Annotated in this window: 18 protein-coding genes, 1 tRNA gene and 1 other annotated feature; of the genes, 7 read left to right on the forward strand and 12 right to left on the reverse strand. The window is 47.1% G+C overall.

Features of this window, described 5'->3' with window-relative positions; all coding sequences use genetic code 11:
• Positions 1 to 252 precede the first annotated feature (252 nt).
• The 3 genes from DESYODRAFT_RS23995 to DESYODRAFT_RS24005 all read right to left on the reverse strand — a co-directional run bounded on the left by DESYODRAFT_RS23995 (position 253) and on the right by DESYODRAFT_RS24005 (position 5,960).
• Entirely contained in the window at positions 253 to 1,578 is a 1,326-nt protein-coding gene (locus DESYODRAFT_RS23995) for a bifunctional folylpolyglutamate synthase/dihydrofolate synthase (RefSeq protein WP_007787046.1), read from the reverse strand.
• A gap of 56 nt (positions 1,579 to 1,634) precedes the next feature.
• Positions 1,635 to 4,286 (reverse strand): valine--tRNA ligase, encoded by a 2,652-nt coding sequence (locus DESYODRAFT_RS24000; RefSeq protein ID WP_007787047.1) that lies wholly within the window; start codon positions 4,284 to 4,286, stop codon positions 1,635 to 1,637.
• Between the two features lie 46 nt (positions 4,287 to 4,332).
• Positions 4,333 to 4,548 (reverse strand) — a binding site (T-box leader).
• Positions 4,549 to 4,604: 56 nt separating this feature from the next.
• Positions 4,605 to 5,960: an FMN-binding glutamate synthase family protein gene (locus DESYODRAFT_RS24005; protein WP_042340073.1), complete on the reverse strand. Its 1,356-nt coding sequence runs from the start codon at positions 5,958 to 5,960 to the stop codon at positions 4,605 to 4,607.
• A gap of 348 nt (positions 5,961 to 6,308) precedes the next feature.
• Between DESYODRAFT_RS24005 and DESYODRAFT_RS24010 the strand changes: the two genes are divergently transcribed.
• Positions 6,309 to 8,015: a cell wall-binding repeat-containing protein gene (locus tag DESYODRAFT_RS24010; protein ID WP_007787050.1), complete on the forward strand. Its 1,707-nt coding sequence runs from the start codon at positions 6,309 to 6,311 to the stop codon at positions 8,013 to 8,015.
• 115 nt (positions 8,016 to 8,130) lie between these two features.
• On the opposite strand, the gene DESYODRAFT_RS24015 is transcribed toward DESYODRAFT_RS24010, so the two are convergent.
• Together DESYODRAFT_RS24015 and DESYODRAFT_RS24020 are read right to left on the reverse strand one after the other, a co-directional pair.
• Positions 8,131 to 8,661, reverse strand: coding sequence for a nitroreductase family protein (locus tag DESYODRAFT_RS24015; RefSeq protein WP_007787052.1), 531 nt, complete (start codon positions 8,659 to 8,661; stop codon positions 8,131 to 8,133).
• Between the two features lie 202 nt (positions 8,662 to 8,863).
• On the reverse strand, positions 8,864 to 9,526 hold the full coding sequence (locus tag DESYODRAFT_RS24020; protein ID WP_042339091.1) for an ABC transporter permease: 663 nt from the start codon (positions 9,524 to 9,526) through the stop codon (positions 8,864 to 8,866).
• A gap of 155 nt (positions 9,527 to 9,681) precedes the next feature.
• Here DESYODRAFT_RS24020 and DESYODRAFT_RS24025 point away from each other — a divergent pair, with 155 nt between their 5' ends.
• Both DESYODRAFT_RS24025 and DESYODRAFT_RS24030 read left to right on the forward strand, forming a co-directional pair.
• Positions 9,682 to 10,452, forward strand: a complete 771-nt coding sequence (locus DESYODRAFT_RS24025; protein ID WP_007787054.1) for a LysM peptidoglycan-binding domain-containing protein — start codon at positions 9,682 to 9,684, stop codon at positions 10,450 to 10,452.
• Positions 10,453 to 10,618: 166 nt separating this feature from the next.
• Positions 10,619 to 11,497: a DMT family transporter gene (locus tag DESYODRAFT_RS24030; RefSeq protein WP_007787055.1), complete on the forward strand. Its 879-nt coding sequence runs from the start codon at positions 10,619 to 10,621 to the stop codon at positions 11,495 to 11,497.
• Here DESYODRAFT_RS24030 and DESYODRAFT_RS24035 read toward each other — a convergent pair.
• Positions 11,463 to 12,458 (reverse strand): sodium:calcium antiporter, encoded by a 996-nt coding sequence (locus tag DESYODRAFT_RS24035; RefSeq protein WP_007787056.1) that lies wholly within the window; start codon positions 12,456 to 12,458, stop codon positions 11,463 to 11,465. The genes DESYODRAFT_RS24030 and DESYODRAFT_RS24035 overlap by 35 nt on opposite strands.
• Before the next feature lie 326 nt (positions 12,459 to 12,784).
• Here DESYODRAFT_RS24035 and lepB point away from each other — a divergent pair, with 326 nt between their 5' ends.
• Positions 12,785 to 13,309: a signal peptidase I gene (gene lepB / locus DESYODRAFT_RS24040; RefSeq protein ID WP_007787057.1), complete on the forward strand. Its 525-nt coding sequence runs from the start codon at positions 12,785 to 12,787 to the stop codon at positions 13,307 to 13,309.
• On the opposite strand, the gene yihA is transcribed toward lepB, so the two are convergent.
• The 5 genes from yihA to tig all read right to left on the reverse strand — a co-directional run bounded on the left by yihA (position 13,281) and on the right by tig (position 21,108).
• On the reverse strand, positions 13,281 to 13,907 hold the full coding sequence (gene yihA / locus DESYODRAFT_RS24045; RefSeq protein ID WP_007787059.1) for a ribosome biogenesis GTP-binding protein YihA/YsxC: 627 nt from the start codon (positions 13,905 to 13,907) through the stop codon (positions 13,281 to 13,283). The two genes, lepB and yihA, sit on opposite strands and share 29 nt — an antisense overlap.
• A gap of 148 nt (positions 13,908 to 14,055) precedes the next feature.
• Positions 14,056 to 16,473, reverse strand: a complete 2,418-nt coding sequence (gene lon, locus DESYODRAFT_RS24050; protein ID WP_042339094.1) for an endopeptidase La — start codon at positions 16,471 to 16,473, stop codon at positions 14,056 to 14,058.
• Positions 16,474 to 16,569: 96 nt separating this feature from the next.
• Entirely contained in the window at positions 16,570 to 18,303 is a 1,734-nt protein-coding gene (gene lonB / locus DESYODRAFT_RS24055; RefSeq protein WP_007787062.1) for an ATP-dependent protease LonB, read from the reverse strand.
• A gap of 213 nt (positions 18,304 to 18,516) precedes the next feature.
• A complete protein-coding gene (clpX, locus tag DESYODRAFT_RS24060) occupies positions 18,517 to 19,782 on the reverse strand; it encodes an ATP-dependent Clp protease ATP-binding subunit ClpX (RefSeq protein WP_007787063.1) in 1,266 nt (421 codons plus the stop codon).
• A 42-nt stretch (positions 19,783 to 19,824) separates the two neighbouring features.
• On the reverse strand, positions 19,825 to 21,108 hold the full coding sequence (gene tig, locus DESYODRAFT_RS24065) for a trigger factor (RefSeq protein ID WP_007787064.1): 1,284 nt from the start codon (positions 21,106 to 21,108) through the stop codon (positions 19,825 to 19,827).
• A 330-nt stretch (positions 21,109 to 21,438) separates the two neighbouring features.
• On the opposite strand from tig, the gene DESYODRAFT_RS24070 reads away from it, so the two are divergent.
• The 3 genes from DESYODRAFT_RS24070 (at position 21,439) to DESYODRAFT_RS24080 (ending at position 22,699) form a co-directional block, all read left to right on the forward strand.
• Positions 21,439 to 22,116 (forward strand): DUF421 domain-containing protein, encoded by a 678-nt coding sequence (locus tag DESYODRAFT_RS24070; RefSeq protein ID WP_007787065.1) that lies wholly within the window; start codon positions 21,439 to 21,441, stop codon positions 22,114 to 22,116.
• A gap of 6 nt (positions 22,117 to 22,122) precedes the next feature.
• Positions 22,123 to 22,503, forward strand: a complete 381-nt coding sequence (locus DESYODRAFT_RS24075) for a DUF4363 family protein (RefSeq protein ID WP_007787067.1) — start codon at positions 22,123 to 22,125, stop codon at positions 22,501 to 22,503.
• 113 nt (positions 22,504 to 22,616) lie between these two features.
• Positions 22,617 to 22,699, forward strand: a tRNA-Leu gene (locus tag DESYODRAFT_RS24080).
• A 546-nt stretch (positions 22,700 to 23,245) separates the two neighbouring features.
• Here the strand turns inward: DESYODRAFT_RS24080 and DESYODRAFT_RS24090 are convergent.
• Positions 23,246 to 24,364, reverse strand: a complete 1,119-nt coding sequence (locus tag DESYODRAFT_RS24090) for a DUF5667 domain-containing protein (RefSeq protein WP_007787068.1) — start codon at positions 24,362 to 24,364, stop codon at positions 23,246 to 23,248.
• Between the last annotated feature and the right edge of the window lie 91 nt (positions 24,365 to 24,455).

The raw sequence follows: 24,455 nt of genomic DNA on the forward strand, positions 1-24,455 counted from the left end.
AAAACGTCGAACTCTCTATTCTTTCAACAAATACTATGGGTATCCGTTGGTCAAGGTGGTTAACCCCAACGAGTATTATATCAAATATGAAAATCTTTGTGTTAAGTTTATGTTAAGTTTGTTAACACAGTTAACAGGGTATTAATATTAATTTAACAAATGGTGCTTATACCCGGCAGCTTTAAGTGAACAGGTTCAGCTGAAATCAGCAGCGGGATTCTTAAAAGATTGGCTAAACCCGGGGGATGGATTTTACTTTAATTTAACCTGTTCGATCAGGGCTTGGCGGGCATCTGCCAACATATAGATTGAACCTGTTACACAAAGCATGTCCTTTTCCCCCAAACGAGTGAGTGCAAAAAGGACGGCTTCCTTAGGGTCTTCAATGCAGGTTACGGGCCTGCCGTATTGTTCAGCTAACATCCCCAGGGCTTTCCAGTCCCCGGCCCGGGGAGAATTGGGACGGGTGATGACGATTTCATCCGCCAGAGGCACCAGCATTTGCACGACTTTTTCCCGCTCCTTGTCTGCCAGCATCCCTAAACATAGGACGAGGCGGTCGCGGGTATAGTTGGGGATCGCCTGCGCTAAGGCTTTTGCTCCATCCACATTATGGGCCCCATCGAGGAGGATCTTGGGATTTAAGGAAAGCAGTTCTAAGCGGCCGATCCATTCCACCTCGCGTAATCCGCTGTATATAGCCTCTCTGGGGATGGTTACCCCATAGTCGCTTTGCAGGACTTCGCAAACCGTCACTGCTGTAGCAGCGTTGCGCAGTTGGTGTAAGCCCATCAGCCGCAGGCGCAATTTAGAAAAATTAGCATGTAAACCGACCAGGTCAAATTCCTGCTCCAATTCCCCGCTCCACTTGCTTTCCCAGCGGACATCTTCCCCGACCAGATAAAGGGGGACATCCATGGCCTTGGCCTGGTCACGCAGGACCTTTATCACCTCCGGATCTTCGGAGGCTGTAACCACTACGGATTCAGGTTTAATGATACCTGCTTTTACTTTGGCTATGGAAACTACGTCCGAACCTAAATAATCCATGTGATCCATAGCCACATTGGTAATGACGGAGATTAAAGGGGTCACCACATTGGTGGAATCGATAGCTCCGCCTAACCCTACTTCAATCATGGCATAATCAACATTTTTCTCAGCGAAATAAAGGAGCGCAAGTGCCGTGCTCACTTCAAACTCTGTGGGATGCTCGAAGCCTTCGGCAACCATATCCTCCAGATGGGGACGCACGCGGCCAATCATCTGAATCACATCTTCTTTGGAAATCATGAGGCCATTAATGACCATACGCTCCCGATAATCATGCATATGGGGCGAGGTAAAGACCCCGACTTTATACCCGGCTTCCCGCAGTATTCGGGCGATCATGACGGTTGTCGAACCTTTGCCGTTTGTGCCGCCGATATGTACGACACGCAGGTTGCTTTCCGGATTTCCGACCCGCTTCAGAAGTTCTTTAATACGACCCAACCCAAAATTAATACCGAAGGTTGTCATGTTCGTGAGGTATTGCAAGCTCTCTTGGTATTCCTGTTCAAGAATTTTCTCAGACATTGATGTGCCCCCTCCTGCTTCAATGCTCATTGTTGTTCAGACCTAAAACAAACTCTCTAAACTTGTTTTAATTCGCTCAGGCGTTCTTCTAAAGCTGCTTTGCGGGCTAAGAGTCCTTCTAAGCGTTCCCGTTCTTTAGCTACCACAGCCGCCGGTGCCTTGTTTGTAAAGCCAGGGTTATTGAGTTTTGTTTCCAAGGTCTTCTGATCCTGGACCGCTAAGGCAATCTCCTTTTCAATACGGGCAACTTCTTTATCCAAATCCATCAGCCCTTTTAAAGGGAGGTAGATTTCAACGCCCTCTAAAACGGCACTGGCTGATTGTGAGGGCTTTTCCGGCAGGGATTCAAACAATTCGACGCTGGCGCCTCCGGCTAATTTCAAAATATCAGCCTTGCCGTTTTCCAGGACGGCGCGCTGGTTCTCATCCGGGGCGAGCATGATGATCTCGACTTTCTGCCCGGGTGACACCTTCATCTCCGCGCGGATATTACGGATCGCTTTAATAGCATCCATGAGAAGGGTCATATTCCTTTCGGCTGCTGCATCATTGCAGGCCGGCAGTTCAGGCCAGGGCTGTATCATGAGGCTTTTCCCCTGAACAGGGAAATTCTGCCATATTTCTTCAGTTAAGAACGGCATAAAGGGATGCAAGAGGCGCAGGGTTCCTTCGAGAACTTCGAAAAGTACGGATTGGGCAGTATGACGGGCTGCACCATTTTCCTTGTTGTAGAGGCGCGGCTTGGTCAGCTCAATGTACCAATCACAGAACTCATTCCAAATAAACTCATAGAGCAGGCGTCCGGCTTCACCAAGATCGAAATTGTCCAGAGCCTTTGTGACGTTCTCAATGGTGGCGGCATAGCGGGTTAGTATCCAGCGGTCCGCCAGGGCCAGTTCTCCCCTTGGCCCTTCTTGGTAGTCTTCTAAATTTAAGAGGACATAACGGGAAGCATTCCAAATCTTGTTGGAGAAATTGCGAGTTGCTTCAAGCCGTTCCGGGTGGAAACGCAGATCATTTCCAGGTGTATTTCCTGTGATCAGCATGAAGCGCAAGGTATCCGCTCCATACTGTTCAATCACTTCAATGGGGTCCACACCGTTGCCTAAGGATTTACTCATCTTCCGGCCTTGCGCATCCAGAACCAGTCCATGAATCATGACCTTGCGGAAAGGTACTTCCCGCTTAAACTCCATAGCCATGAAAATCATCCGGGCCACCCAGAAGAAAATGATATCCCTCCCGGTCACTAAAACAGAGGTCGGGTAAAACTGTTCTAGTTCGGGCGTTTTTTCCGGCCAGCCTAATGTAGAAAAAGGCCATAGTCCGGAGGAAAACCAGGTATCCAAAACGTCGGGATCTTGTTTGAGCTGGTCTGATCCACAGGCCGGACAACTTGAAGGGTCCTCCTTGGAGCAGATTTCAGCCCCGCATTTCCCGCAATACCAAACAGGAATGCGGTGACCCCACCACAACTGTCTGGAGATGCACCAATCCCGGATATTCTCCATCCAGCCAAGATAGATTTTATCGAAGCGATCAGGAACAAATTCTAATCGTCCATCCCGCACAACATCAATGGCCGGCTCTGCTAAGGGTTCCATCTTTACAAACCATTGCTTGCTGACTAATGGTTCAATGATCGTAGAGCAGCGATAGCATTCTCCAACTGCATGGGCATGAGCATCGATTTTAACCAGGACTCCAGAGGTTTTAAGCTCTTCGACAATCGCTTTACGGGCCTCAAAACGGTCCAGCCCTTGAAATTTACCGGCATTTTCATTCATTTTAGCTTGTTTGTCCAAGACGATAACCTGAGGCAATTTATGGCGAAGTCCGATTTCAAAGTCGTTGGGGTCATGGGCTGGGGTGATTTTTACCGCACCCGTCCCAAACTCACGATCCACGTATTCATCGGCAATAATCGGGATTTCCCGATTCATTAACGGCAGGATTAAGGTTTTTCCAATCAGATGCTGATAGCGCTCATCCTCCGGATGAACTGCCACTGCCGTGTCGCCAAGCATCGTTTCCGGCCGGGTGGTCGCCACGATTAAAGACTCGTTACTATGTTTAACCGGGTAACGCAGATGATATAAGTTCCCATCCCGGTCATTATGTTCCACCTCAATATCCGAAATCGTCGTATGACAATGAGGACACCAGTTAACGATATAATTTCCGCGATAAATGAGGCCTTTGTCATATAAATCAACAAATGCCTCCCTGACCGCCCGCGAACATCCTTCATCCATGGTGAACCGCTCACGTTCCCAGTCACAAGACGATCCCAGCCTGCGTAATTGCTGGGTGATACGCCCGCCATACTGGGTTTTCCACTCCCAAACCCGTTCTAAAAACTTCTCCCGTCCCAGTTCATGACGATTGGTGCCTTCCTTGGCTAACTGCCCTTCAACCTTAGCCTGAGTAGCGATCCCGGCATGGTCCGTTCCCGGAACCCAGAGGGTATTAAAACCCTGCATCCGCTTAAAGCGAGTCAAAATATCCTGGATCGTACTATCCATGGCATGTCCAAGGTGCAGAGCGCCCGTGACATTCGGCGGAGGCATAACAATACTGAACGCCGGCTTGTCCTTGTTCACTTCTTCATGAAAAAAACCATTTTCCTCCCAATACTGCGACCATTTTCCTTCAACTGAGCTGGAATCGTACGCTGTCGCCATTTCCGCTTTTTTGTTCTCTGGCATATATTCACGAACTCCTTTCGTTCATTAAAAAAAGCCCCTCATCCAATCAAAGGACGAAAAGCTTCCGTGGTACCACCTTTATTCTGAGAAACATTGGTTTCCTCAGCACTTGGCAAACGCTAACGGGTTCCTCCGTCAGAGAGTACTCCATTCCCCTCCGCCCCTCCTGTGCGACCTCTAGTGGCTTCCCGAAAAGGCCTTTCAGCTCTGGCCTTTCTCTCTGGACGGCAGGATCACTATTCCTCACAGTCATTGGGTTTATCTAACTATTATATCCATTAATTATACTCGGCATAAGAAGTATTGTCAAAATACCTCTTACCAGGCGCACTTTACTCCGGTTATTTTGGCCGTCCATTCGTCTAAAGCAACAAGATCGTTGGGGCCAAGCTCTGACAAGGATGTTTTTCCAAGAGCCCGTACCCCCTCTTCCATTTCCATGACCATTGATTTAAGGACATTAGCTACACTTTTACTTGCCAAAGGGATATCCAGCCGGTGCTTATAAGGAGAATCATACCAAACCAACTGTGTTAATGGCTCCCAGGGAAGTACTTTATGAATCTGGTTATGAATTAAAGCAAACAGAGGAACGGTTCCCATACAAATGGCATCCGCCCCCAGCGCTATGGCTTTCAGGCACTCTCCGGGTGTCGAATATCCTCCCCCGACCACCAGACTGACCTCTTTTCGAGCACCCTGCTCGCGCAAAAAACGTTCCGCCCGAACAAGGGCCAACAAACTTGGAATTCCCAAATCATCGCAAATCAGCGGGGATGCGCCGGACGCCCCGCCTTGAGCTCCGCCGAGAACGATGACATCAAAATCCGCTTCTAAACAGACGGCCAAGTCCCTTTCCAAGGCACCCGTCGCCATAAGCTTAATAGCAATGGGTTTTCCCGCCGCTTCTTCACGCAAATCCGAGACATACTTCGGCCAATCCCAAGGGGTCTGAATTCCGGGGATTACCGCCGGGGTAACGACTGTTTCCACAGGGGATATGCCCATTAGTTTTTGTGCCTTGCCCTTCACCGCATAAGGTTCAATAGTATAAGGCCCCATCCTGGCCCCTTGGCCCATCTGCACTTCAATCATATCTGCAGCAGCAATTCCTTGGGGACTGTGCCCCCAGGGACTCCGGCTGATTTGCCAGACAAATTTGCCGGCCTCATCACGCTCCTCTTGTAAAAATGGTCCCTCCCCTGAATTGGTGACAGTCCCCATTTGTTTTGCTGCTCTGGCTAAGGCCTTTTTAGCCTCTTCGCTAAGCCCTATTCCGTAACCCATGCCGCCAATCATCAATGGAATGTCAATTTGAAGAGGTTTCTCTGCTTTGGCGCCAAGGGTTACCTTCATATCGACTGGAAAATGGGCCTCTTTAGGAAGACGGGCCATTTGGCCGGGTACAAACATCAGGGTATCGTAATGAGGCAGGGGTTTTGCCGAGCCTAAGGGCCGCTGAATAAGCTTTCCTTCTTCTGCCCGCAAACTGATTTCCAAGATAGTTTGCAGGGAGGTCCGGCGAACCGCACTCCAAAGCTCCATTAGATTTTCGTGATATTTGTCTCGCAGGAGTCTTTCTAAAACCAATCCAAAAATCCGTTGGACGGTGGTCCGGAAGGAGCGTCTGCCAACAAAGTAAGCGACATTAAAAAGGATTCCGGCGGCAATCATCGTTCCTACGACTGAAAGCACAACAATGAGCAGGGCATCCTCTTTTAACAACAAGTTCAATCCCCCATCTTTCACTCACGTTCGATATACCACTGATCAATGTGGTAAGACAATCTTAATAGACGTAGTCTATGCGAGTTAACCGATATTATTCTCAGACGGATTTGATGGGTTTTTTCCCTAATATTACTCTTATGTATTTAAATACCATTTGTAAAAAAAAGGATTTTCCCTTTTTTAGCGAATGATTGTTATGTGTACTCATACTTCAGCTTTAATCATGAGTTTCGTTTCCAAAAGCTCTTTTCAAAAAAAAAATATTTCAAAAACGAGGAGGAACTTCATTCAATGAGAAAGACTAAAAAAGCCTTAGCAACCTTAGCCATCGCAGGTATGACTTTAAGCATGCTTCCTTTCAATGCCTTTGCTGCGGTTACAGTTCCTGAACGCTTAGCAGGAGTAACAGCTGAACAAACTGCCGTAAAAATTGCTGAACGTACTGGTTGGACAGGCTCTGCTATTCTCGCTTCTTCCGCTTCTTATGGCATGGTTGATGCTTTGACTGCCGGCCCGCTCGCTTCCGTCCTTGAGGCTCCTATTCTTCTGCAAGGGGCTGGAGATGAACTGAACAAAGACACTAAAGCTGAACTTGAACGACTTGAAGTTGAAACGGTTTATGTTACCAGCGGAACTGCGGTGATCAGTCAGGCCGTTCTGGATCAGCTTGAAGATATGGATATCACAGTGGTTTCCCTTGGCGGAAACGATCGATTCGACACCTCTGTTAATATTGCTAAGCAAATGATCGAACTGGAAGCTCCAGTGAGCAAGGTTGCTGTTGCTTACGGCTGGAAGAACCAGGACGCCCTCTCCATCGCCTCTATTGCTGCTGCTCAGACTCAGCCGATTCTCCTGACCGAGGCGGCGTCAATTCCTGAAAGTGTCCAGGAGTTCCTGTCTGAGAATGAGGATATTGTTTCAACCGATATTATTGGCGGAACCGCCGTAATCAGTGACGATATCGCAGATGAGTTTCCTGACGCCACCCGCCACTTTGGCATGACAGCTTATGACACCAATGTTGAAGTGCTTAAGGCTTTTGAGGATATTATAGAGTATGATCATGTTTTCGTAGCTAATGGGGAAACTGCCATTGATGCTTTAGCCGGGGCACCTCTTGCCGCTCAATATAACGCAGGCATCATTCTTACAGACGGTTCTGCCAATGAAGGCACAGCCTATGTGAGCGGCAAATTGTCGGCTGACAGTGTGGTAACTGCTTTAGGTGGTACGGCGGTTGTTCCGGACAGCGCCCTTAAAGACTTGATTGAAGCTCAAGCTGCAGCAGCCGCAAAATTAGCGGCGATCGAGAAGATTGACGGTATCGAACTGGATGGAGATGCCTCTGAGATAACTGCTCAGGATCTTATTGCTGCCGGTGTCGCTGAGGCCGACGTCATTGAAGCCAACCTGGAAGCTTACCAAACGGCTATTTCCGCAGCAGCGGACGAGGGTCTTAACTCCGCGGAAAAAATTCAGGCTATGGTTACCGCGGTAAATGCCGCTAAGGCTGCCGAGGCTGCTATTGCAAAAATTGACGGTATTGAACTTGATGGGGATGCCTCTGAAATAACCGCTCAGGATCTTATTGATGCCGGTGTCGCCGCGGACGATGTTATTGAAGCCAACCTGGAAGCTTACCAAACCGCTATTTCCGCAGCGGAAGACGAAGCCCTTGACTCCACTGAGAAAATTCAGGCTATGGTTACTGCCGTGAACACAGCTGCAGCCGAGGAACAAGCTGCAGCGGCAAAAGCAGCAGCCATCGCGAAGATTGACGGTATCGCTAAAGATGGGGATGCTGCCGGCGTGACCCTTCAAGATCTGATTGACGCCGGTGTAGCAGAAGCTGACGTTCTTGCAGCCAATCTGGAAGCTTATCAAACCGCTATTTCCGCAGCAGAAGACGAGGCCCTTGACTCCACTGAGGAAATTCAAGCTATGGTTGCCAGCGTAAACGAGGCTTCCGCTGAAGATGAAGACCAAGCTGAATAAGCATAGTCATTGCCTGACTAATTGAGGTAATCAAAGGCGGTTCTTTCTTGCCAAGCAAGTAAAGAACCGCCCTTTTCATTAAAAGCTATGGACTTTTCCCGTCATATTGAAACCCTTAGGCTTGGCCCCATTTTCCTTTGAAAACAATTTCCGACATAGCCTTGCGCGGACGCGGACGCCGTTCTTCGGCAGCATACCCTAAGGGAGTCATAGCCACAACCCGAACATCATCCGGAGCATTGATAGCTGTACGGACTTTTTCCTCTGTAAACAAGCCTTGCCAGCATGTCCCCAAGCCTTGTTCCGTGGCGGCCAGAATCAAGTGTTCCATGGCAAGCCCGGCATCAAGCATCATATTGTCTTTGCCTTCCCATACTTCGGATTCCTTGGGCACCGCACAGAGCACAATAACGATTGGAGCCGAGGTCAAGGCCTTGCGACCGGGATTGCTTTCCCCCATGCTGTCAGCTATGGCTGCTCGCCCTGCGGCATCTTCAACCACAATAAAGCGCCAGCACTGCATGTTCTTCCAGGATGGCGCCAGCCGTGCGCATTCTAAAATATACTCGAGTTTCTCCGGTTCAACCGGCTTATCCAAATAAGTACGTAAACTCCGACGGGTCTGGGCTAATTCTAGAAACGTCATTTTTAGTTCCTCCCTTTTTCTGATATCTTAATATTAATTTTGAAAATTTTCTTTAATAATTCTTTCTATAATCTATCCTTAATTTCGGCAAATATTCCCAGATTGTTTGAAACTTCATTCATTTTTATAAATAACTATTCTCTCTCTAAAGCCTAAATCCTCCCCTTTCTAAATTTTCTAATTAATTAATTGTTATAATCTGCTATTCTTCCCACCAAGGCTTTGGGGGTTCCTCCTGTTTATCCCAGGCAACTAAGTCATTCTGCACTTGTTTAGGCTCCCTTGTGATGATTTTGTTCTTAGTTTTTCTGTCCCATGGCCACTCTACCACATCGTTTTCCGCCATATCCCTTTTTATCTCCCGGCTTTCCTCAAACTCGTCTTCAGAGCTCTCCAGCCAATTTTGCCTGGCGGCATTTGTCTTAGGTACAAATTCTTCCGTATCCCATTCGAAAGCACCGCTATCGCGTTCATTCTTATCAAACCCTACATAAGATGGAGTAAAATGGGATTGAGAGACAACGCTCTTTTTCCCGGCTCCAAATACCCCTGCCACTAATCCGATCAGTGTACCTTCAATAAGAACCTGGATAAAACCCACGCCCCGGATCGGCAAAAATAAGGCCAGCAATAGCGTTCCTACGATGACATAGCCGGCCCCGGCCGCTCCGCCCATAAACCATAGTTTGCTTTCCTTAGCAGTACGGTATCCGCCGATCAGGCAGCTTGCCAGAAGCCCTATATCTAACAGTTGAGAAATACTTGGACCGCCAAGCTCCAGGGCACTCCATAAGATTCCGGCAAAAAGGGTCAAAACTGTAACAAACAAGGCGGTTGTGATTCCTTTTAAAACATATGAGCCCACTCTTATAAGCCTCCTCTTGATAGATTTATTAATAACTACGTTGTACTCGTCCAATACATTCCAGTCTTTCACCCCATTATTATCCATTATCATGTCTCCGCTCCTTCGAATATAGTGTGCTATGACACTGTCTAAGATCAAAAGGAGGAATCCTGATGAAGCATGCACGATATATCGTAAATCCAGGAGATTCCATTTTTAAAATTGCCAAGGCCTATAATGTGGAAATGGCCGAAATTATTCAATTAAATCATTTAAAGCATCCTGACCGGATTTATGCGGGTCAGGTTCTGCTTCTTCCCTTCCCCGAATCCTGTGAACCGCCCTCCGGACCTCCGGCCGGACCAACACCTATTCAAATTCCCGAGCCCACCTATACATATGCCATGTGGCTCTACGAGGCCTATGCGGGAAAGGATTCGGAGTTGACGGCGATTACCACATACCTTTATCAAGCGGTACTCTTGGACCGCCCGGAATTCGATGCTTTGTTGAGACCGATTGCTTATGATGAAATGCAACACCTTGAAAAATTAGCCTTGGCTTTACGTCATCTGGGAGTTGACCCCAAATACGGTTCCTTAAGCAATGGACATTGGGTGGATTGGAGGTCTCGTTATGTGAATTATACGAGCGATCTATGTTCACTTCTGGAATCGAACATGGAGGGCGAGGCCAGAGACCACCGGGAGTATCTGGAGCTGGCTCAAAAAATACCGATTCCGGAAATTCAATGCATCCTGACAGAAATGGCTGCTGATGAAGAACGGCATTACCATCTGTTCTGCCAAGCTAAGCAGCAATATTGCAGTGAAGGATCGGCTTGTCCTCCCCCGCCCTGTTCTCCGCCGCCCCTCTATACACCCATGGATGAGCCGGAACCGGTCATTGTTTTACCGGGGCCTCACGAAGGAGGAAAAGGTTAAAAATTTTCTCTTTTCAGCCGGGATTTGATCCGTTATACTAGTACTATCGTAATCCAGTGCCACAACCCTGCTTTCTGTCCTTGTATAAGTATCAGAAAAGGTCGTTGCGTATCCTTACGCAGCGACCTCGTTTTTTTAAGTATTATTTTGAAAGGAAGTTATCGGATTGAAGCTGAATAAAAGCCACTGGGCTGATCTCTCGTTGCTTTTGGTTACCTTTGTTTGGGGTTCGACCTTTGTCATCGTCAAATGGGCTATCGAGGATCTTCCGCCGTTCCCATTTTTAACCATTCGTTTTGCTATCGCATTTGTGAGTTTATTACCATTTCTCTGGTTCCAAAGGACTCATATCAACTTAGGAACTTTACTCCGCGGAGCAGGTGCAGGGATCTTTCTTTTCTCAGGCTATGCCTGGCAGACCATCGGCTTGCAATATACAACCGCTTCTAACGCAGGCTTTATAACAGGGCTCTCTATTGTCTTTGTCCCGGCATTAGTCGGGATAACGACACGGAAACTCCCTAGTCCCAGCCTGATCCTCGGCATTCTATGTGCCTTAATCGGTCTTGCTTTACTCTCCTTAGGTGATAACCTGCAGCTGAATAATGGCGACCTCATGATTCTTCTTTGTGCCGTAAGCTTTGCCTTACATATTTTTTTGGTCGGGCGATATGCACCTCAAACAAACGCTACAGTCTTAGCCAGTATCCAAATCCTTACTGTGAGCATCCTAAGCGGTTTTTTCTCCCTGCTTCTACCTCAGCCCACTCTGAACTTCAGCTCAACCGCTTGGTTTGGTTTACTGGTTACCGCCGTTCCTGCAACATCGCTGGCCTTCTTTGTGCAGACTAAAATGCAGCAATTCACCAGTTCTACTCATACCGCTCTTATTTTTTCCATGGAACCCGTCTTCGCAGCCCTCTCTGCCTTTTTACTGGTTGGCGAGTTATTGACTCCTAAAGGATATCTGGGCGCAGTACTCGTCTTAACGGGCATGCTTGTTGCAGAGTTTATTGGGTCGAAAAACGAATCACCGTCACAATAAAGAGCAGGTAAAAGGCCCCTCCCGCCAGAAGAGTCGTAGGAAGGATCACTCCTTTGCGGCGCAGAGAAAGGTACGGAAACAGCGCTGCTCCTAAAGCCAGAAGTGCGCTCAGCAAAGCCAAAGTATCCAGCTTCCAGGGTGTAAGCGCAATCCCGATCGCGGGAATGACAGAACTTTGAAACACCATTGCTCCGGTCAGGTTCCCCATAGCTAAGGTGTCTTTACCCTTGCGAATCCAGAGAACGCTGTTGAATTTCTCCGGTAACTCTGTGGCAATGGGAGTTATAATTAAAGAAAGCACAAAGACCGGGACTCCTATAGCTACAGCGATGGGGTGCACTGCATTAACGAAGCGATCCGCTCCAAAAACAATAGCGACCAAAGCCAAGGTAATTTGCAGCAGAATCATCGTCAGCGAAGGGTTAGGGCTGCTCCGGTCCATATAGAGCGGCGCTAACTTTTCATGGGTACAAACATCCTTACAATCGCGGATTGTCTGGTAGACATAAATCCCATAGGCTCCAACCAGGGTCAATGCCGCACCATTTTTAAGAGTTTCAGTGGGCAAAAAGGAGGCTAAGATCGCCAGCGAATAAACGATGAGGAAAAACTTCAGGTCATGGTTCACAACCTTAGCATCCAGACGCAAAGGGACATTTTTCCGTCTGAATACCAGTGCAGAAGCCCCCGTTATAAAGAATGCTACCGTGGCTAACATAAAGGGGGCACCCAGGATAGCTCCTATGCCGATTTCCGCCCCTTCCGGGCCCACTCCGCCGACAATGGCCATAATCGGAACCATGGTTTCAGGCAAGGCCGTCCCAACTGCCGCGAAAATACTCCCGACAGCTCCCGCTCCAAGTTTAAGCCGTTTTCCCAGCCACTCAATCCCGTTCGTGAACGCTTCGGCCCCAATTAAGATAATCCCTAAACTCATAATCAGCATGCCAATATCTCTCAACCGTTCCCCCCCTTTTCTCTTATTCATTCCCGAGGGTTTCTCTCATACAGGTTTAAAGCAGATAGTTCTCACTCTATAACTATACGGGGCTGAGATTTTTTTATGACAGTATGACGGGAAGACGGTCCTTTCGTCACACGTTTTGTGATACTGATTTTGCATCTAAAAATAGCTGTAGACACCTAAAAGGATCGGAATCCATTTAAATGGATTCCGATCCTTTTAGGTGTCTTGTCTGTCTGAGGCGAAACATGACACACTTTAGCTGCTGATATATAATTACATTAAGACATTGTACCTAGATTAGTTTGAGGGGGATTAACGTATTGAATGCAACAGTCAAAAAGCTGCTCGAATGGGCTCTGATCATAGCCCTGGGATTTATTTTATCATTTGTCATCAGAACATTCCTTTTAGATCCGAGGATTGTCCCTACAGGCTCCATGCTGCCGACAATTCGTCTGCAGGACCGATTGCTTGTTGATAAATTAATATTTAAATTCAGCCCTATTGAACGCGGCGATATTATCGTATTCCATGCTCCTCCGGAGTCAGGTGAGAAGGATGACCTTGTGAAGAGAGTTATTGGATTACCCGGAGAGCAAATTGAGGTTAAGGATGGGAATGTATTGGTCAATGGGAACATACTCCAGGAGAATTATCTGCTTGAAAAACCTGATTATCAGTACGGTCCTGCCACAGTTCCGGAGGATGCTTACTTTGTCTTAGGCGATAACCGCCGGCATAGCAATGACAGCCACATGTGGGGCTTTTTACCTGAGCAGACCATAAAGGGAAAGGTTTGGATTCGGTATTGGCCTCCTAGTATGACTGGACCGTTAAATCCTTAAGCTCCTGATTCAACCCTAAGATTTCCTCGATTGCCTCATTTAACTCTTCGTTCCCGACGCCTGTCTGAGCCGAAAAAGGAAGGATCAGCGAAACATCCGGAAGTTCCAGGTCTCTGGCGATAACGTTCAAGTGTTTTTGCCACTGTCCCCGCGAAATCTTATCCACTTTGGTGGCCACAACCATGGTGGGAACCTGCATACTGCGCAGCCATTGCTGCATTTCAATATCTTCCGCGCTCGGTGCATGCCGGATGTCGACAATTTGAATGACTGCGCGCAACGGTTCACGCTTTTTGAGATAATTCTCCATCATAGGACCCCATTGTGCATTGACGGTCTTGGCGACTTTGGCATAGCCATAACCCGGTAAGTCAACAAAGAACCAGGCATCATTGACACGATAAAAATTCAACGTTTGGGTCTTCCCTGGTGTGTTTCCCGTCCGGGCCAGGTTGCGCCGCCCTAAGAAACGGTTAATCAGAGATGACTTGCCCACATTTGATCGCCCGGCCATCGCTATCTCCGGCAATCCGTCGGTTGGGTATTGCTCATATTTTACGGCAGAGGCTGCGTACTCTGCCTTTTTTATGACTATCAAGGTATCCTCTTCCTTTCGGGGACTGTTTGCTTCTTTGCTGATGAGTTTGAAACGAGAGAACCATCCTTTTGCCCTTCAAGAGTGTCAGAAGGACCGTCCCCCTGACACGCCTCCGACACAGGGAAGTTCTCCCGTTTCCCGTCCTGGTTTAGCAGGTCGTCGGTCGTTCTTCTCTTCTTAGTTCGTCGGTTGGTATTCCGCTTGATGAGTACAAATTCATGGGAGCATCTTCATGGACTTTATCGGAATGAGCCAGCGGTAAGAGCGCAAGCTTCAGGACTTCTTCAATTCGGCTGACAAAGTGGAATTCCAGGACTTTGCGAACATTTTCCGGGATGTCTTCCAGGTCCTTGCGGTTTTCCTCGGGGAGGAGTACGACTTTGATTCCTGCCCGGTGGGCTGCCAGAACCTTTTCTTTGACACCGCCGATGGGTAATACATTGCCGCGCAAGGTTATTTCACCGGTCATAGCCAGATCCGAACGGGCTGCACGCTTGGCTATGGCTGAAGCCATTGCGGTGGCCATCGTGACTCCGGCCGAAGGACCGTCTTTAGGCGTTGCACCTTCCGGCACGTGGATGTGCAGGTCGGTCCGATCGTAAAAATCTTCTTCGATGCCAAGCTGACGGGCATAGGCCCGGATAAAGGTCCAGGCGGCTTGGGCCGATTCTTTCATAACGTCCCCTAATTGCCCGGTCAGGGTTAACCTGCCTTTTCCGGGCAGCGGGGTTACTTCAACCGTAAGCACAACCCCGCCAACCTCCGTATAGGCTAAGCCTGTGACTGCTCCGATTTCAGGTGCCTTCGCTGCTCCTTGGAAATGATAACGCGGAGCGCCTAAGGCAGAATGCAAATCTTCAACCGTTACGGTATGAGGTTCCCATTCTTTCTTCACCCAGCGAACGGCTATTTTCCGGCAAAGGTTTGCTACCTGCCGTTCAAGCCCCCGGACGCCGGATTCCCTGGTATACCCTTGAACCAGTTTAAGCAGGACGTCCTCCTCCAGGGTAAAGATATCCTTGTTAAGCCCGTGGGCTTCCATTTGCTTCGGCACCAGATAACGGCTGGCGATATTGACCTTTTCATCTTCTGTATACCCGCTCAGAGTAATAACTTCCATCCGGTCCAGGAGCGGACGGGGAATCGTGTGCAGGGTATTAGCTGTCAGGACAAACAGGGATTGAGACAGGTCAAAGGGAACCTCCAGATAGTGATCCGTGAATGTATTGTTTTGCTCGGGATCAAGCACTTCTAAAAGCGCCGATGCAGGGTCCCCGCGAAAATCCGAGGCCATTTTATCGATTTCATCGAGAAGAAATACCGGATTACGGGTTCCGGCCGTTCGCATTCCCTGAATGATCCGCCCAGGCAGGGCTCCGATATAGGTGCGCCGGTGTCCTCTGATCTCAGCCTCATCACGCAGTCCCCCCAAGGACATGCGCACAAATTTGCGATTTAAGGATCTGGAGATTGATTTGGCTAAAGAGGTTTTGCCAACCCCCGGAGGGCCGACAAGGCATAGAATCGGACTTTTCATTTTTGGGGTCAGCTTGCGGATTGCTAAAAACTCCAAAATCCGCTCTTTAATTTTCTCAAGTCCGTAGTGATCTTCATTTAAAATTTCTTCAGACCGTACTAAATCAATTTTGTCCCTGGAGGTCTTCGTCCAAGGGAGCACTAATAACCAGTCCAGATAAGTACGAACCACGGTGCCTTCCGCTGAATGGGGAGGCATTTTTTCTAAGCGGTCAATTTCTTTAAAGGCTTTTTCTTCAACCTCTTTGGGAATTTTAGCCTTGGCTACTTTCTCCCGGTATTCGTCCGCTTCAGCTTGACGCTCGTCTTTATCTCCGAGTTCCTTCTGAATGGCTTTCATTTGTTCCCGCAGGTAATATTCCTTTTGGGCTTTATCCATCTGCTTACGCACTCTCTGACCGATACGCCGTTCTAATTCCAGGAGTTCAATTTCCCGCATAATCAGTTCAGTTAAACGTTCTACCCGCAACTCGATGGATATGGCTTCTAAGATCGTTTGTTTGTCCGGTACCTTAAGGCTGAGATGGGACGCTGCGATATCGGCTAATTGACCCGGTTCTTCAACAGCCAGGACAGTCCCGATGGTTTCTAAGGGAATTCGTTTGCCTAATTTGGCATATTCCTCAAATTGATGGGTCATTCCCCGTACTAAGGTTTCTAACTCAGGTGTCATTGCTTTCTTGTCTTCAGCGATTTCTTCAATGCGCACTCGAAAATAATTGTCTTCCTCAATGTATTCAAGGATTCGTCCCCGGGAAATCCCTTCGACTAAGACCCGCATCGTACCGCCCGGGAGTTTTAAGAGCTGCTTGATTTCTGCGATTGTACCCATTTCATATAAGTCATCGGGATTGGGCGTATCAATCTCGGTCTCTTTCTGGGATGTTAAAAGAATGATTCGGTCATCAAGCATGGCTTCCTCAATAGCAGCCATCGATCGTTCTCTGCCTACGTCCAGATGAATAACCATATACGGAAAAACAAGAATCCCACGTAACGGGAGTAATGGCAATTCACGTTCTTTTGTCAATGAATATCCCCCCATTTGCAAAAAAATCCTGTGAAAAAAAGACACACTACAGCTAGTGTGCCAAACTTACCATGAACTATTCTAACATGTTTTGCCCTATTCAGGCAAATTAGCAGCGATATTCGTTAAGGCTTTATTAACGGCTTTAAAATCCAAGCGGCTCAAAACTTCTTCAAGTGGAGGGCGCGTCTCGATTTTCTCAAGATTGACCTCAGGAATTAAGGCCATTTCTAAAACTTGGGAGAGTTCTTCCACAGCAATAATTTCAATCTCATCCTTTAACTCGGCAAAACGCTCCTGCCAGTTCTCCTTAGGAATGAGAACCCGCTTGCATCCGGCTTGCTTAGCCGCTTCAATTTTAGCTGCAACCCCTCCAATCGGATTAACCCGCCCTCGGATTGAGAGTTCTCCGGTCATGGCCAGAAGATGATCGATCTTTTGCTGACGAATTGCCGAGATTGCAGCGGTCGCAATGGCAATCCCGGCCGAAGGGCCATCAACCGGTCCGCCCCCTGGAAAGTTGACGTGAATATCATAGTTTTTGGGTTCTATCCCCAGTTGCCGTCTTATAACTGTCAGCACATTTTCCACGGAACTGCGGGCCATACTTTTACGCCGGTATTTTGTTCCCCCGCCCCCTTGTTCTTCTTCCTCTACGATCCCGGTCACCAGTAATTCCCCTGTACCCGGAGCTACGGGGAGAGCCGTCACTTCAAGCTCCAGGAGTCTTCCCATATTCGGTCCATAAACAGCCAGACCATTGACCACCCCGACACTCGGTTCGGCGGGCACCTTTTTATCCGGGCGGGGCGCATATTGCCCTGTTGATACAACCCATTCGACGATTTCCACATTGATTTCCGGCAATTGCTCCGTCAGAGCTACTCCGGCAGCAAGTTGGACCATATTGACAGCTTCACGTCCATTGCCGGCAAACTGTTTGATGACCTTAACGGCTCCGGCCGTAATGGGAATTTCCATCTTTGCTGCAGCCACACGGGCAATTTCCGCGATCTCATCCGGCAGCAAGCTTCGGAAGTAAACCTCCATGCAGCGTGAACGGATTGCCGGCGGAATTTGTTCCGGGCTTCGTGTGGTCGCCCCGACAAGGCGGAAATCCGCCGGTAAACCGTTTTGAAAGATATCATGGATATGCTGGGGAATATTCAAATCTTCCGAACTGTAATAAGCACTCTCTAAAGTGACCTTACGATCCTCAAGAACCTTAAGCAGCTTGTTAATTTGAATGGGATGAAGCTCCCCTATTTCATCGATAAACAGAATCCCGCCGTGTGCTTTGGTGACGGCCCCCTGCTTGGGCTGAGGTATTCCCGCTAATCCCATGGCGCCGGCTCCTTGATAAATCGGATCATGAACTGATCCGATTAAGGGATCTGCGATCCCCCGCTCATCAAAACGTGCGGTTGCACCATCGATTTCTGTAAAATTGGCATTGCTTTTAAAGGGTGAAAGGGGATTTTTCTTGGCCTCTTCCAGGATTAAGCGGGCTGCGGCCGTTTTTCCAACGCCTGGAGCGCCATAAACTAAGACATGCTGGGGATTTGGGCCGCATAAAGCAGCTCTCAAGGCCTTAATGCCCTCTTTTTGCCCGATAATCTCCTCAAAGTGTACCGGCCGGGTCTTTTCAGATAAAGGAGTGGTTAAAGCAATCTTCCGCATAGTTTGCAGTTTTTCCAGTTCCTTACGTGATTCCCGTTCGACTGAAATTTTATTTCCTTGTTGAGATTTGAGCATCCCCCAAAAGTAAAGCCCGATTACAACGGCAAAGATTAACTGAACCATCATGACTATTCCACTGAGTCCATTCATGCAATAATTTCCCTCCTAGCAATCTCTTCTTTTAGTATTGCCACAAAGTGGGAAAAAAACCCTGAGAAAGAGCTGATAATCAACAAAAAACACCGGTGAAGCTCCAGTGCTTCCCGGTGTTTTTTAGTTATTACTTTTATTGAGCGTGCCTGGAAACCTTAGTCCGAACTTTGAACTATGTTCCAACTTCGAACCTCGTGCTTCGCACTTCGCTTAAGCCGATTCTTCCTTCTTACCCTTCTTAGCCTTTTCCGCCATAACAAGCAGAGGCTCTTCTTTCTTTAAGACCACTTCCGGCGTCACGACACATTTTGAAACATCATTACGTGATGGTAGATCGTACATGACGTTCATCATCAGATCCTCAAGAATTGATCTGAGTCCCCGTGCTCCGGTATTTCTGCGAATGGCTTCAGCCGCGATGGAGGTGAGGGCCGCATCTTTGAACTCCAGCGTGACACCGTCAAGCTCCATCAGCTTCTGGTACTGCTTAACGAGAGCATTCTTAGGCTCGGTCAGAATGCGGACTAAGGCAGCCTCATCCAGAGCCTCAAGAGTTACGATGACGGGCAAACGTCCGACAAACTCCGGAATCAAGCCAAATTTTTGAAGGTCAATGGGCAGGATATCCTTCAGAACTTCACCGACATTCAAATTGACCTTATTGGGAATGGACGCCCCAAAACCCATGGTCTTTTCTCCTGCCCGGTTTTGAATAATTTTTTCAATCCCATCAAAGGCCCCACCGACAATGAATAAGATATTTGTCGTATCCAACTGAATAAATTCCTGGTGAGGGTGTTTACGGCCTCCCTGCGGGGGCACGCTGGCAACCGTTCCTTCAAGAATCTTCAGCAGGGCCTGTTGAACTCCTTCTCCTGAGACGTCCCTTGTAATAGAGGGATTTTCTGATTTGCGGGCAATCTTATCGATTTCATCGATATACACGATACCTTTTTCCGCTTTCTCGACATCGTAGTCAGCAGCCTGGATTAATTTTAAAAGGATATTCTCGACATCCTCGCCCACATAGCCTGCCTCTGTCAGGGATGTGGCATCTGCGATTGCAAAGGGAACATTAAGGACTTTGGCTAGCGTTGAGGCCAACAAAGTTTTTCCTGAACCCGTGGGTCCCAACATAATGATGTTCGATTTCTGCAATTCGACATCATCAATTTTCATGCCCAAATTAATCCGTTTGTAGTGGTTGTAAACGGCTACGGAAAGTGCTTTTTTGGCTTGCTCCTGCCCTATAACATACTGATCAATGATTGCGCGGATTTCTTTAGGCTTTAGAATATCCCCGATCTCAACCCCCAAGTCATCGGTAAGCTCTTCCTCAATGATCTCATTACATAGTTCAATGCACTCATCACAAATGTAAACGCCCGGACCTGCCACCAACTTTTTGACTTGCTCCTGGGTCTTGCCGCAAAACGAACACTTGAGTTGATTTTTGTCTTCGGTGTACTTTGCCATCCTCTCACCTCTATACCTCAGAATTCCCCCAAGGCGTCGGGTTTAAGTGTTCTGTTCTACTAAAAAGTTGACCGTTTTCTGATTGACCATGCTTTCTTTGTAGAACGAGAGTTCCCCACGCGCAATAAGGGTCTGTTTTAGTAATGCAGCGTCTTGGCCATGACGCTCACTAGCTTTCTTAATTTCTTCATCTACTTCGTCTTCAGTGACCTCAATTCCTTCTACCTTGGCAATAGTTTCTAAAACTAAATCTGTTTTGACGCCTTCGGCTGCTTGAGGGCGCAGTTGCTCCTGCATAGCTTCCTTAGTGGTGTTGGTGAACTGATAATACTGTTCAAGGGTTAAGCCTTGTTGGGAAAGATTACGACTTAAATCATCCATCATTGCGCCGATTCTTTCGTTAATCATAACTTCAGGGATTTCGACACTGGCATTATCGGCCACTTTAGAGATGATCGCTTTGAGATGTTCGTCTTTAACTCTCATTTCTGTGGTCTTCATTAATTTATTCCGTAAATCATTTTTCAATTCATCCAGAGTCTCAAATTCGCTGACATCTTTTGCAAATTCATCATCTAAAGCAGAAAGTTCTTTACGCTGGACTTTTTTGACAAGGGTTTTGAAGACGGCGTCTTTACCAGCCAGTTCTGCACTATGATATTCAGCTGGGAAGGTAACGTTGACATCAAGAGGTTGTCCGATTTCAGCGCCAATTAAACCTTCTTCAAAGCCCGGGATAAATGTGCCCGATCCGATAACCAACTGATAGTTCTCAGCTTTACCGCCCACAAAAGGAACTCCGTCGGTAAATCCTTCAAAGTCTAAGGTGATGGTATCGTCGTCTTCTACTTTTCCCTCTTCAAAGGTTATGAGACGAGCGTGCTGCTGCTGCTTGCTTTTCAGTGCTTCCGCCACTTCTTCTTCTGTGATAATAGCCGCACTTTGTTCAATTTTAAGTCCTTTATATTCTCCAAGTTCAACTTCCGGTTTAACCATGACTTTCGCTTTAAAAATCAGATCTTTTCCTTCTTCGATTTGGACAAGATCAACTTCAGGCCGGTCAACGGGATCGATGCCACTTTCGATAACTGCTTCTGCGTAGGCCGGTCCGATCAAACGATCCAAAGCTTCATCATAGAGAGCTTGTTTTCCTACATATTGTTCAACCATACGACGTGGAGCTTTCCCTTTACGGAATCCTGGAACATTCACTTTTTTAGCTAGGGTCTTGGCAGCTTGATTGACCGCATCAACAAATTTATCGGCTTCAACGGCAACTTCCAAAGCTACAACATTTTTTTCTAATTTTTCTACTGAGACTGACATATGTTCTCCCCCTTAAACACTTGTTAGTATATGTGCAAGGCAGCTTGGATACTTCGTTAGTCTTACCGTTTTTTTAAGACTACAAACCCCCGCTTAAGCCAAATACATCTAAAGAAAACTTGACCGGCGCCAAACCGCAGGTGCGGCGGCGGCCTTAGTTGCCCTTATGCTTTCTAAAGTACAAAAAATTTACTAATCAATTATAACAGACTTACTTCTCGTAATCAAATAGCTGAAGCCCTTCGGAGTAAGCCACGGATAACTCTTATCTTTAAGGGCAAACTAGCGTTTACGAAGGAGAATCTGTATTTATAAGAAAGGGGATTAAGCATGCTTGTTGTTGTCGTCAGAACCCTCATTCTATACGTCGTAGTCATTATCGCCCTGCGTCTCATGGGAAAACGGGAAATCGGCCAATTGCAGCCTTTTGAGCTGGTGGTTATTCTCATGATTTCTGAACTCGCGGCCGTTCCAAGTGAAAACGTCGGGGTTCCGCTCCTCAGTGGCATTATACCCATTCTGGTTCTCCTAGCCGCAAGTCTGACCTTTGCCTATGCTTCCTTAAAAAGTGAAAAGGCCCGGGATATTATTTGTGGCAGGCCAAGTATCCTCATCGATCGGGGAAAGATTTTGGAAAAGGAACTCAGGAAAAATTGCTATAACATCAGCGATCTATTAGAAGAACTTCGTCTCAATAACATTCCCAATATCGCCGACGTTGAATTTGCTATACTGGAAAATAACGGACAAATCAGCGTCTTTCCGAAATCAAATAAACGGCCGGCTATCCCGGAGGATTTTAATATATCACCCCCATACGAAGGACTGCCGCTCCCGATTATCATGGATGGCAAGCTTAAAACGGACTATTTGAAGCAACGTGAGAAAGATCTGAACTGGTTAAAAAGTGAACTGAAAAAATATGATATTGATCGAATTGAAGATGTTCTCTTAGCAAGCCTTGATTCCTCTGGAAATCTTTACGTCCAGCCCAAAACAAGGAGGTGAATCCTGTTGCGCGCCCTTTCAACCATTATTATTATTGTCTTCCTATTAATGGGAGGTTCTTTTGCTTCCTACCGGTATATTGAAACCACGACTCATACTACAGGGGAGCATCTGGAGATCGTCCAACAATCCATATCAAACCAAAAATGGGAGGGAGCTCAAAAGGAGCTGAACACCGTTCGAGAGAATTGGGATCAAAACAATACCTGGTGGAGCATTCTCCTGGATCACCAAGAAATAGACACGATTAATATCAGCATGAAGCGGTTAGAAAGACTCATCGAGAACCAAGATGTTACGCTTTCTCTCAGTGAAGTTTCAGCCTTAAAACTTTTATTTGAGAACATTTTTGATAAAGAAAAATTCAACCTAAAGAATATATTATAGGTTACTTCACTCTTAATTCATTGACATCTACCTAGTAAAAATTGCAAAAACAATAGTACTTGTCATATCTTGAAAATTATGATAGAATTCTCTCTGTTGCAGCAGCAATTTTTGCGAGAGTGGCGGAACTGGCAGACGCACTGGATTTAGGTTCCAGCGGGAAACCGTGGGGGTTCGAGTCCCTTCTCTCGCACCAATTATGCAAGTTAAAGGCAGTCGACCTCTAAGAGGGCGAACTGCCTTTTTTGTGTTTTACGCGCTGGAATCTTGGCAAAGCCAAGAAAGATATTGTTGGTATCCCGCCAGCATTGGAAATCCGAGTTGCCGGAGCAAAACCCTCCCTGCTTGGATCAGCAAGTAAAAGGGCACCAGAGGGTACCCTTTTACTTGCTGCGCTGAAAAAAGACCCGCAAGCAGGGCAGCTTCTCCCACAGGAGTAAACTCATCGCATGGAGAGGCAATAAAAGCCCACAAGCCGGTGCGGGGACACGGAGCCACAGGTTCACAAGGTACTACCCGGAGGTTTGGCGTAGTCCCGCACCGGCGGGTGGGCGAGCCTCGGAGTGCTGAGTTAACGGATGTGGGAGAAGCTGCCCGACCCGGGAGTACTCCCGTTTTCATCCTTTGCTGACGCTGTGACAGCGGCATGAGTCTAAAATATTAGAGGAGGCTGCCTCAATTTTTGAGACAGCCCCCTCTCATTTATGTTAAGGAGGAGTGGGCAAGTTCACTGTGAATCATTCTAACGATGGTCATATTTAGAATCCCACTTGTTATCCTGTTTTTTATCTTTATACCTATCTCCGCTTTTTTCATTCTTTTGATTCCAAGCTTTCTTCTCCTGTTCATAGGTTTGAGTTTTCTTTAATTCAGACTGAACTTTTGCCGGAGCAACAGTAACAGACGTTGGCTGACCAATGGTCATAGCTGGATTCTGTTTAACTACCGCATCATTCTTTTTATCTCTATCTCTATCTTGGTCGCGATCCTTTTTATCATCCCCGTCCAGATGAATTTTCCCTTTTTGGTTAAGTGAGTTTTTAAATTCTTTCAAAGCTTCTCTAGCTTGCTTCTTCAAAACCTTTTTCTCATCTGCAGGAGTTGTTTTCGAGTCACTTACAGGCGTCGTCGTTTCCGGCACCGTTGCTTCAGCAAGCTTAGCTTCTTGTTTTTCTAGTTTAGTGACAGCCTTTTCCATGGAGCGAACGACATTAACCGCTAATTTCTGGGCAGCCTGCGGCGGAAGTTTATCCAACAAATTGCCTAAAACTTCAATGTTATTCTGGTTAACATTTGTGAGGGCAACCGTGAGCTTTTGAGCTTTTTCGGATTCAGCATCTTCAACTTTCTCAAGAAATTCTTGTGCCTTAGTGATCTTATTGGAGTATTCGTTAAAAGCAAGCTGGCATTTTTCAGTTTTTCCTTCGGTCATCAGTTTATGAGCTTTTGCTAACTTGGCGAGGGCCAGTTGTTCACTTAATTCACTTTTTCGGACCGGATCAAAGGACAAGGCTAGTTTGAGTTTAACGATTAAATCAGATAACCAAGTTCCCGGATCAACTTTATTGCCATCAGCATCAACAACCGTATTTTCATTGTCTGCGTCTTCATTCGCTGTGTTTGTCGTATCTGGGTTAGCAGTATCAATGCTTGTGGTATCCGTACTGCTGGCAGTATCCGTACCCGCGGTATCCGTGCCTGTGTTGTCAGAGCTCGTAGTTTCTGGGCTTGCAGCAGTTGTAACTTCAACCGGTGCATTTGTATCTGCAAGAGCCAGTGTTGTTCCAAGCGGAAGTGCTAATAGTGCAGCTGTTACCGCAACTGCTAATAGTTTCTTAATCTTTTTTAATGTTTTTGTCATTAATACCCCTCTTTCTTAAGTACAGGTTTGGCTTAGTAATAATTAGATTTAACTTAGACAGTCTTTTTCCCCGCTTTGCCCGGCTCCACAC

Origin of the sequence: Desulfosporosinus youngiae DSM 17734, from assembly GCF_000244895.1 — a bacterium.
GTDB lineage: Bacteria > Bacillota > Desulfitobacteriia > Desulfitobacteriales > Desulfitobacteriaceae > Desulfosporosinus > Desulfosporosinus youngiae.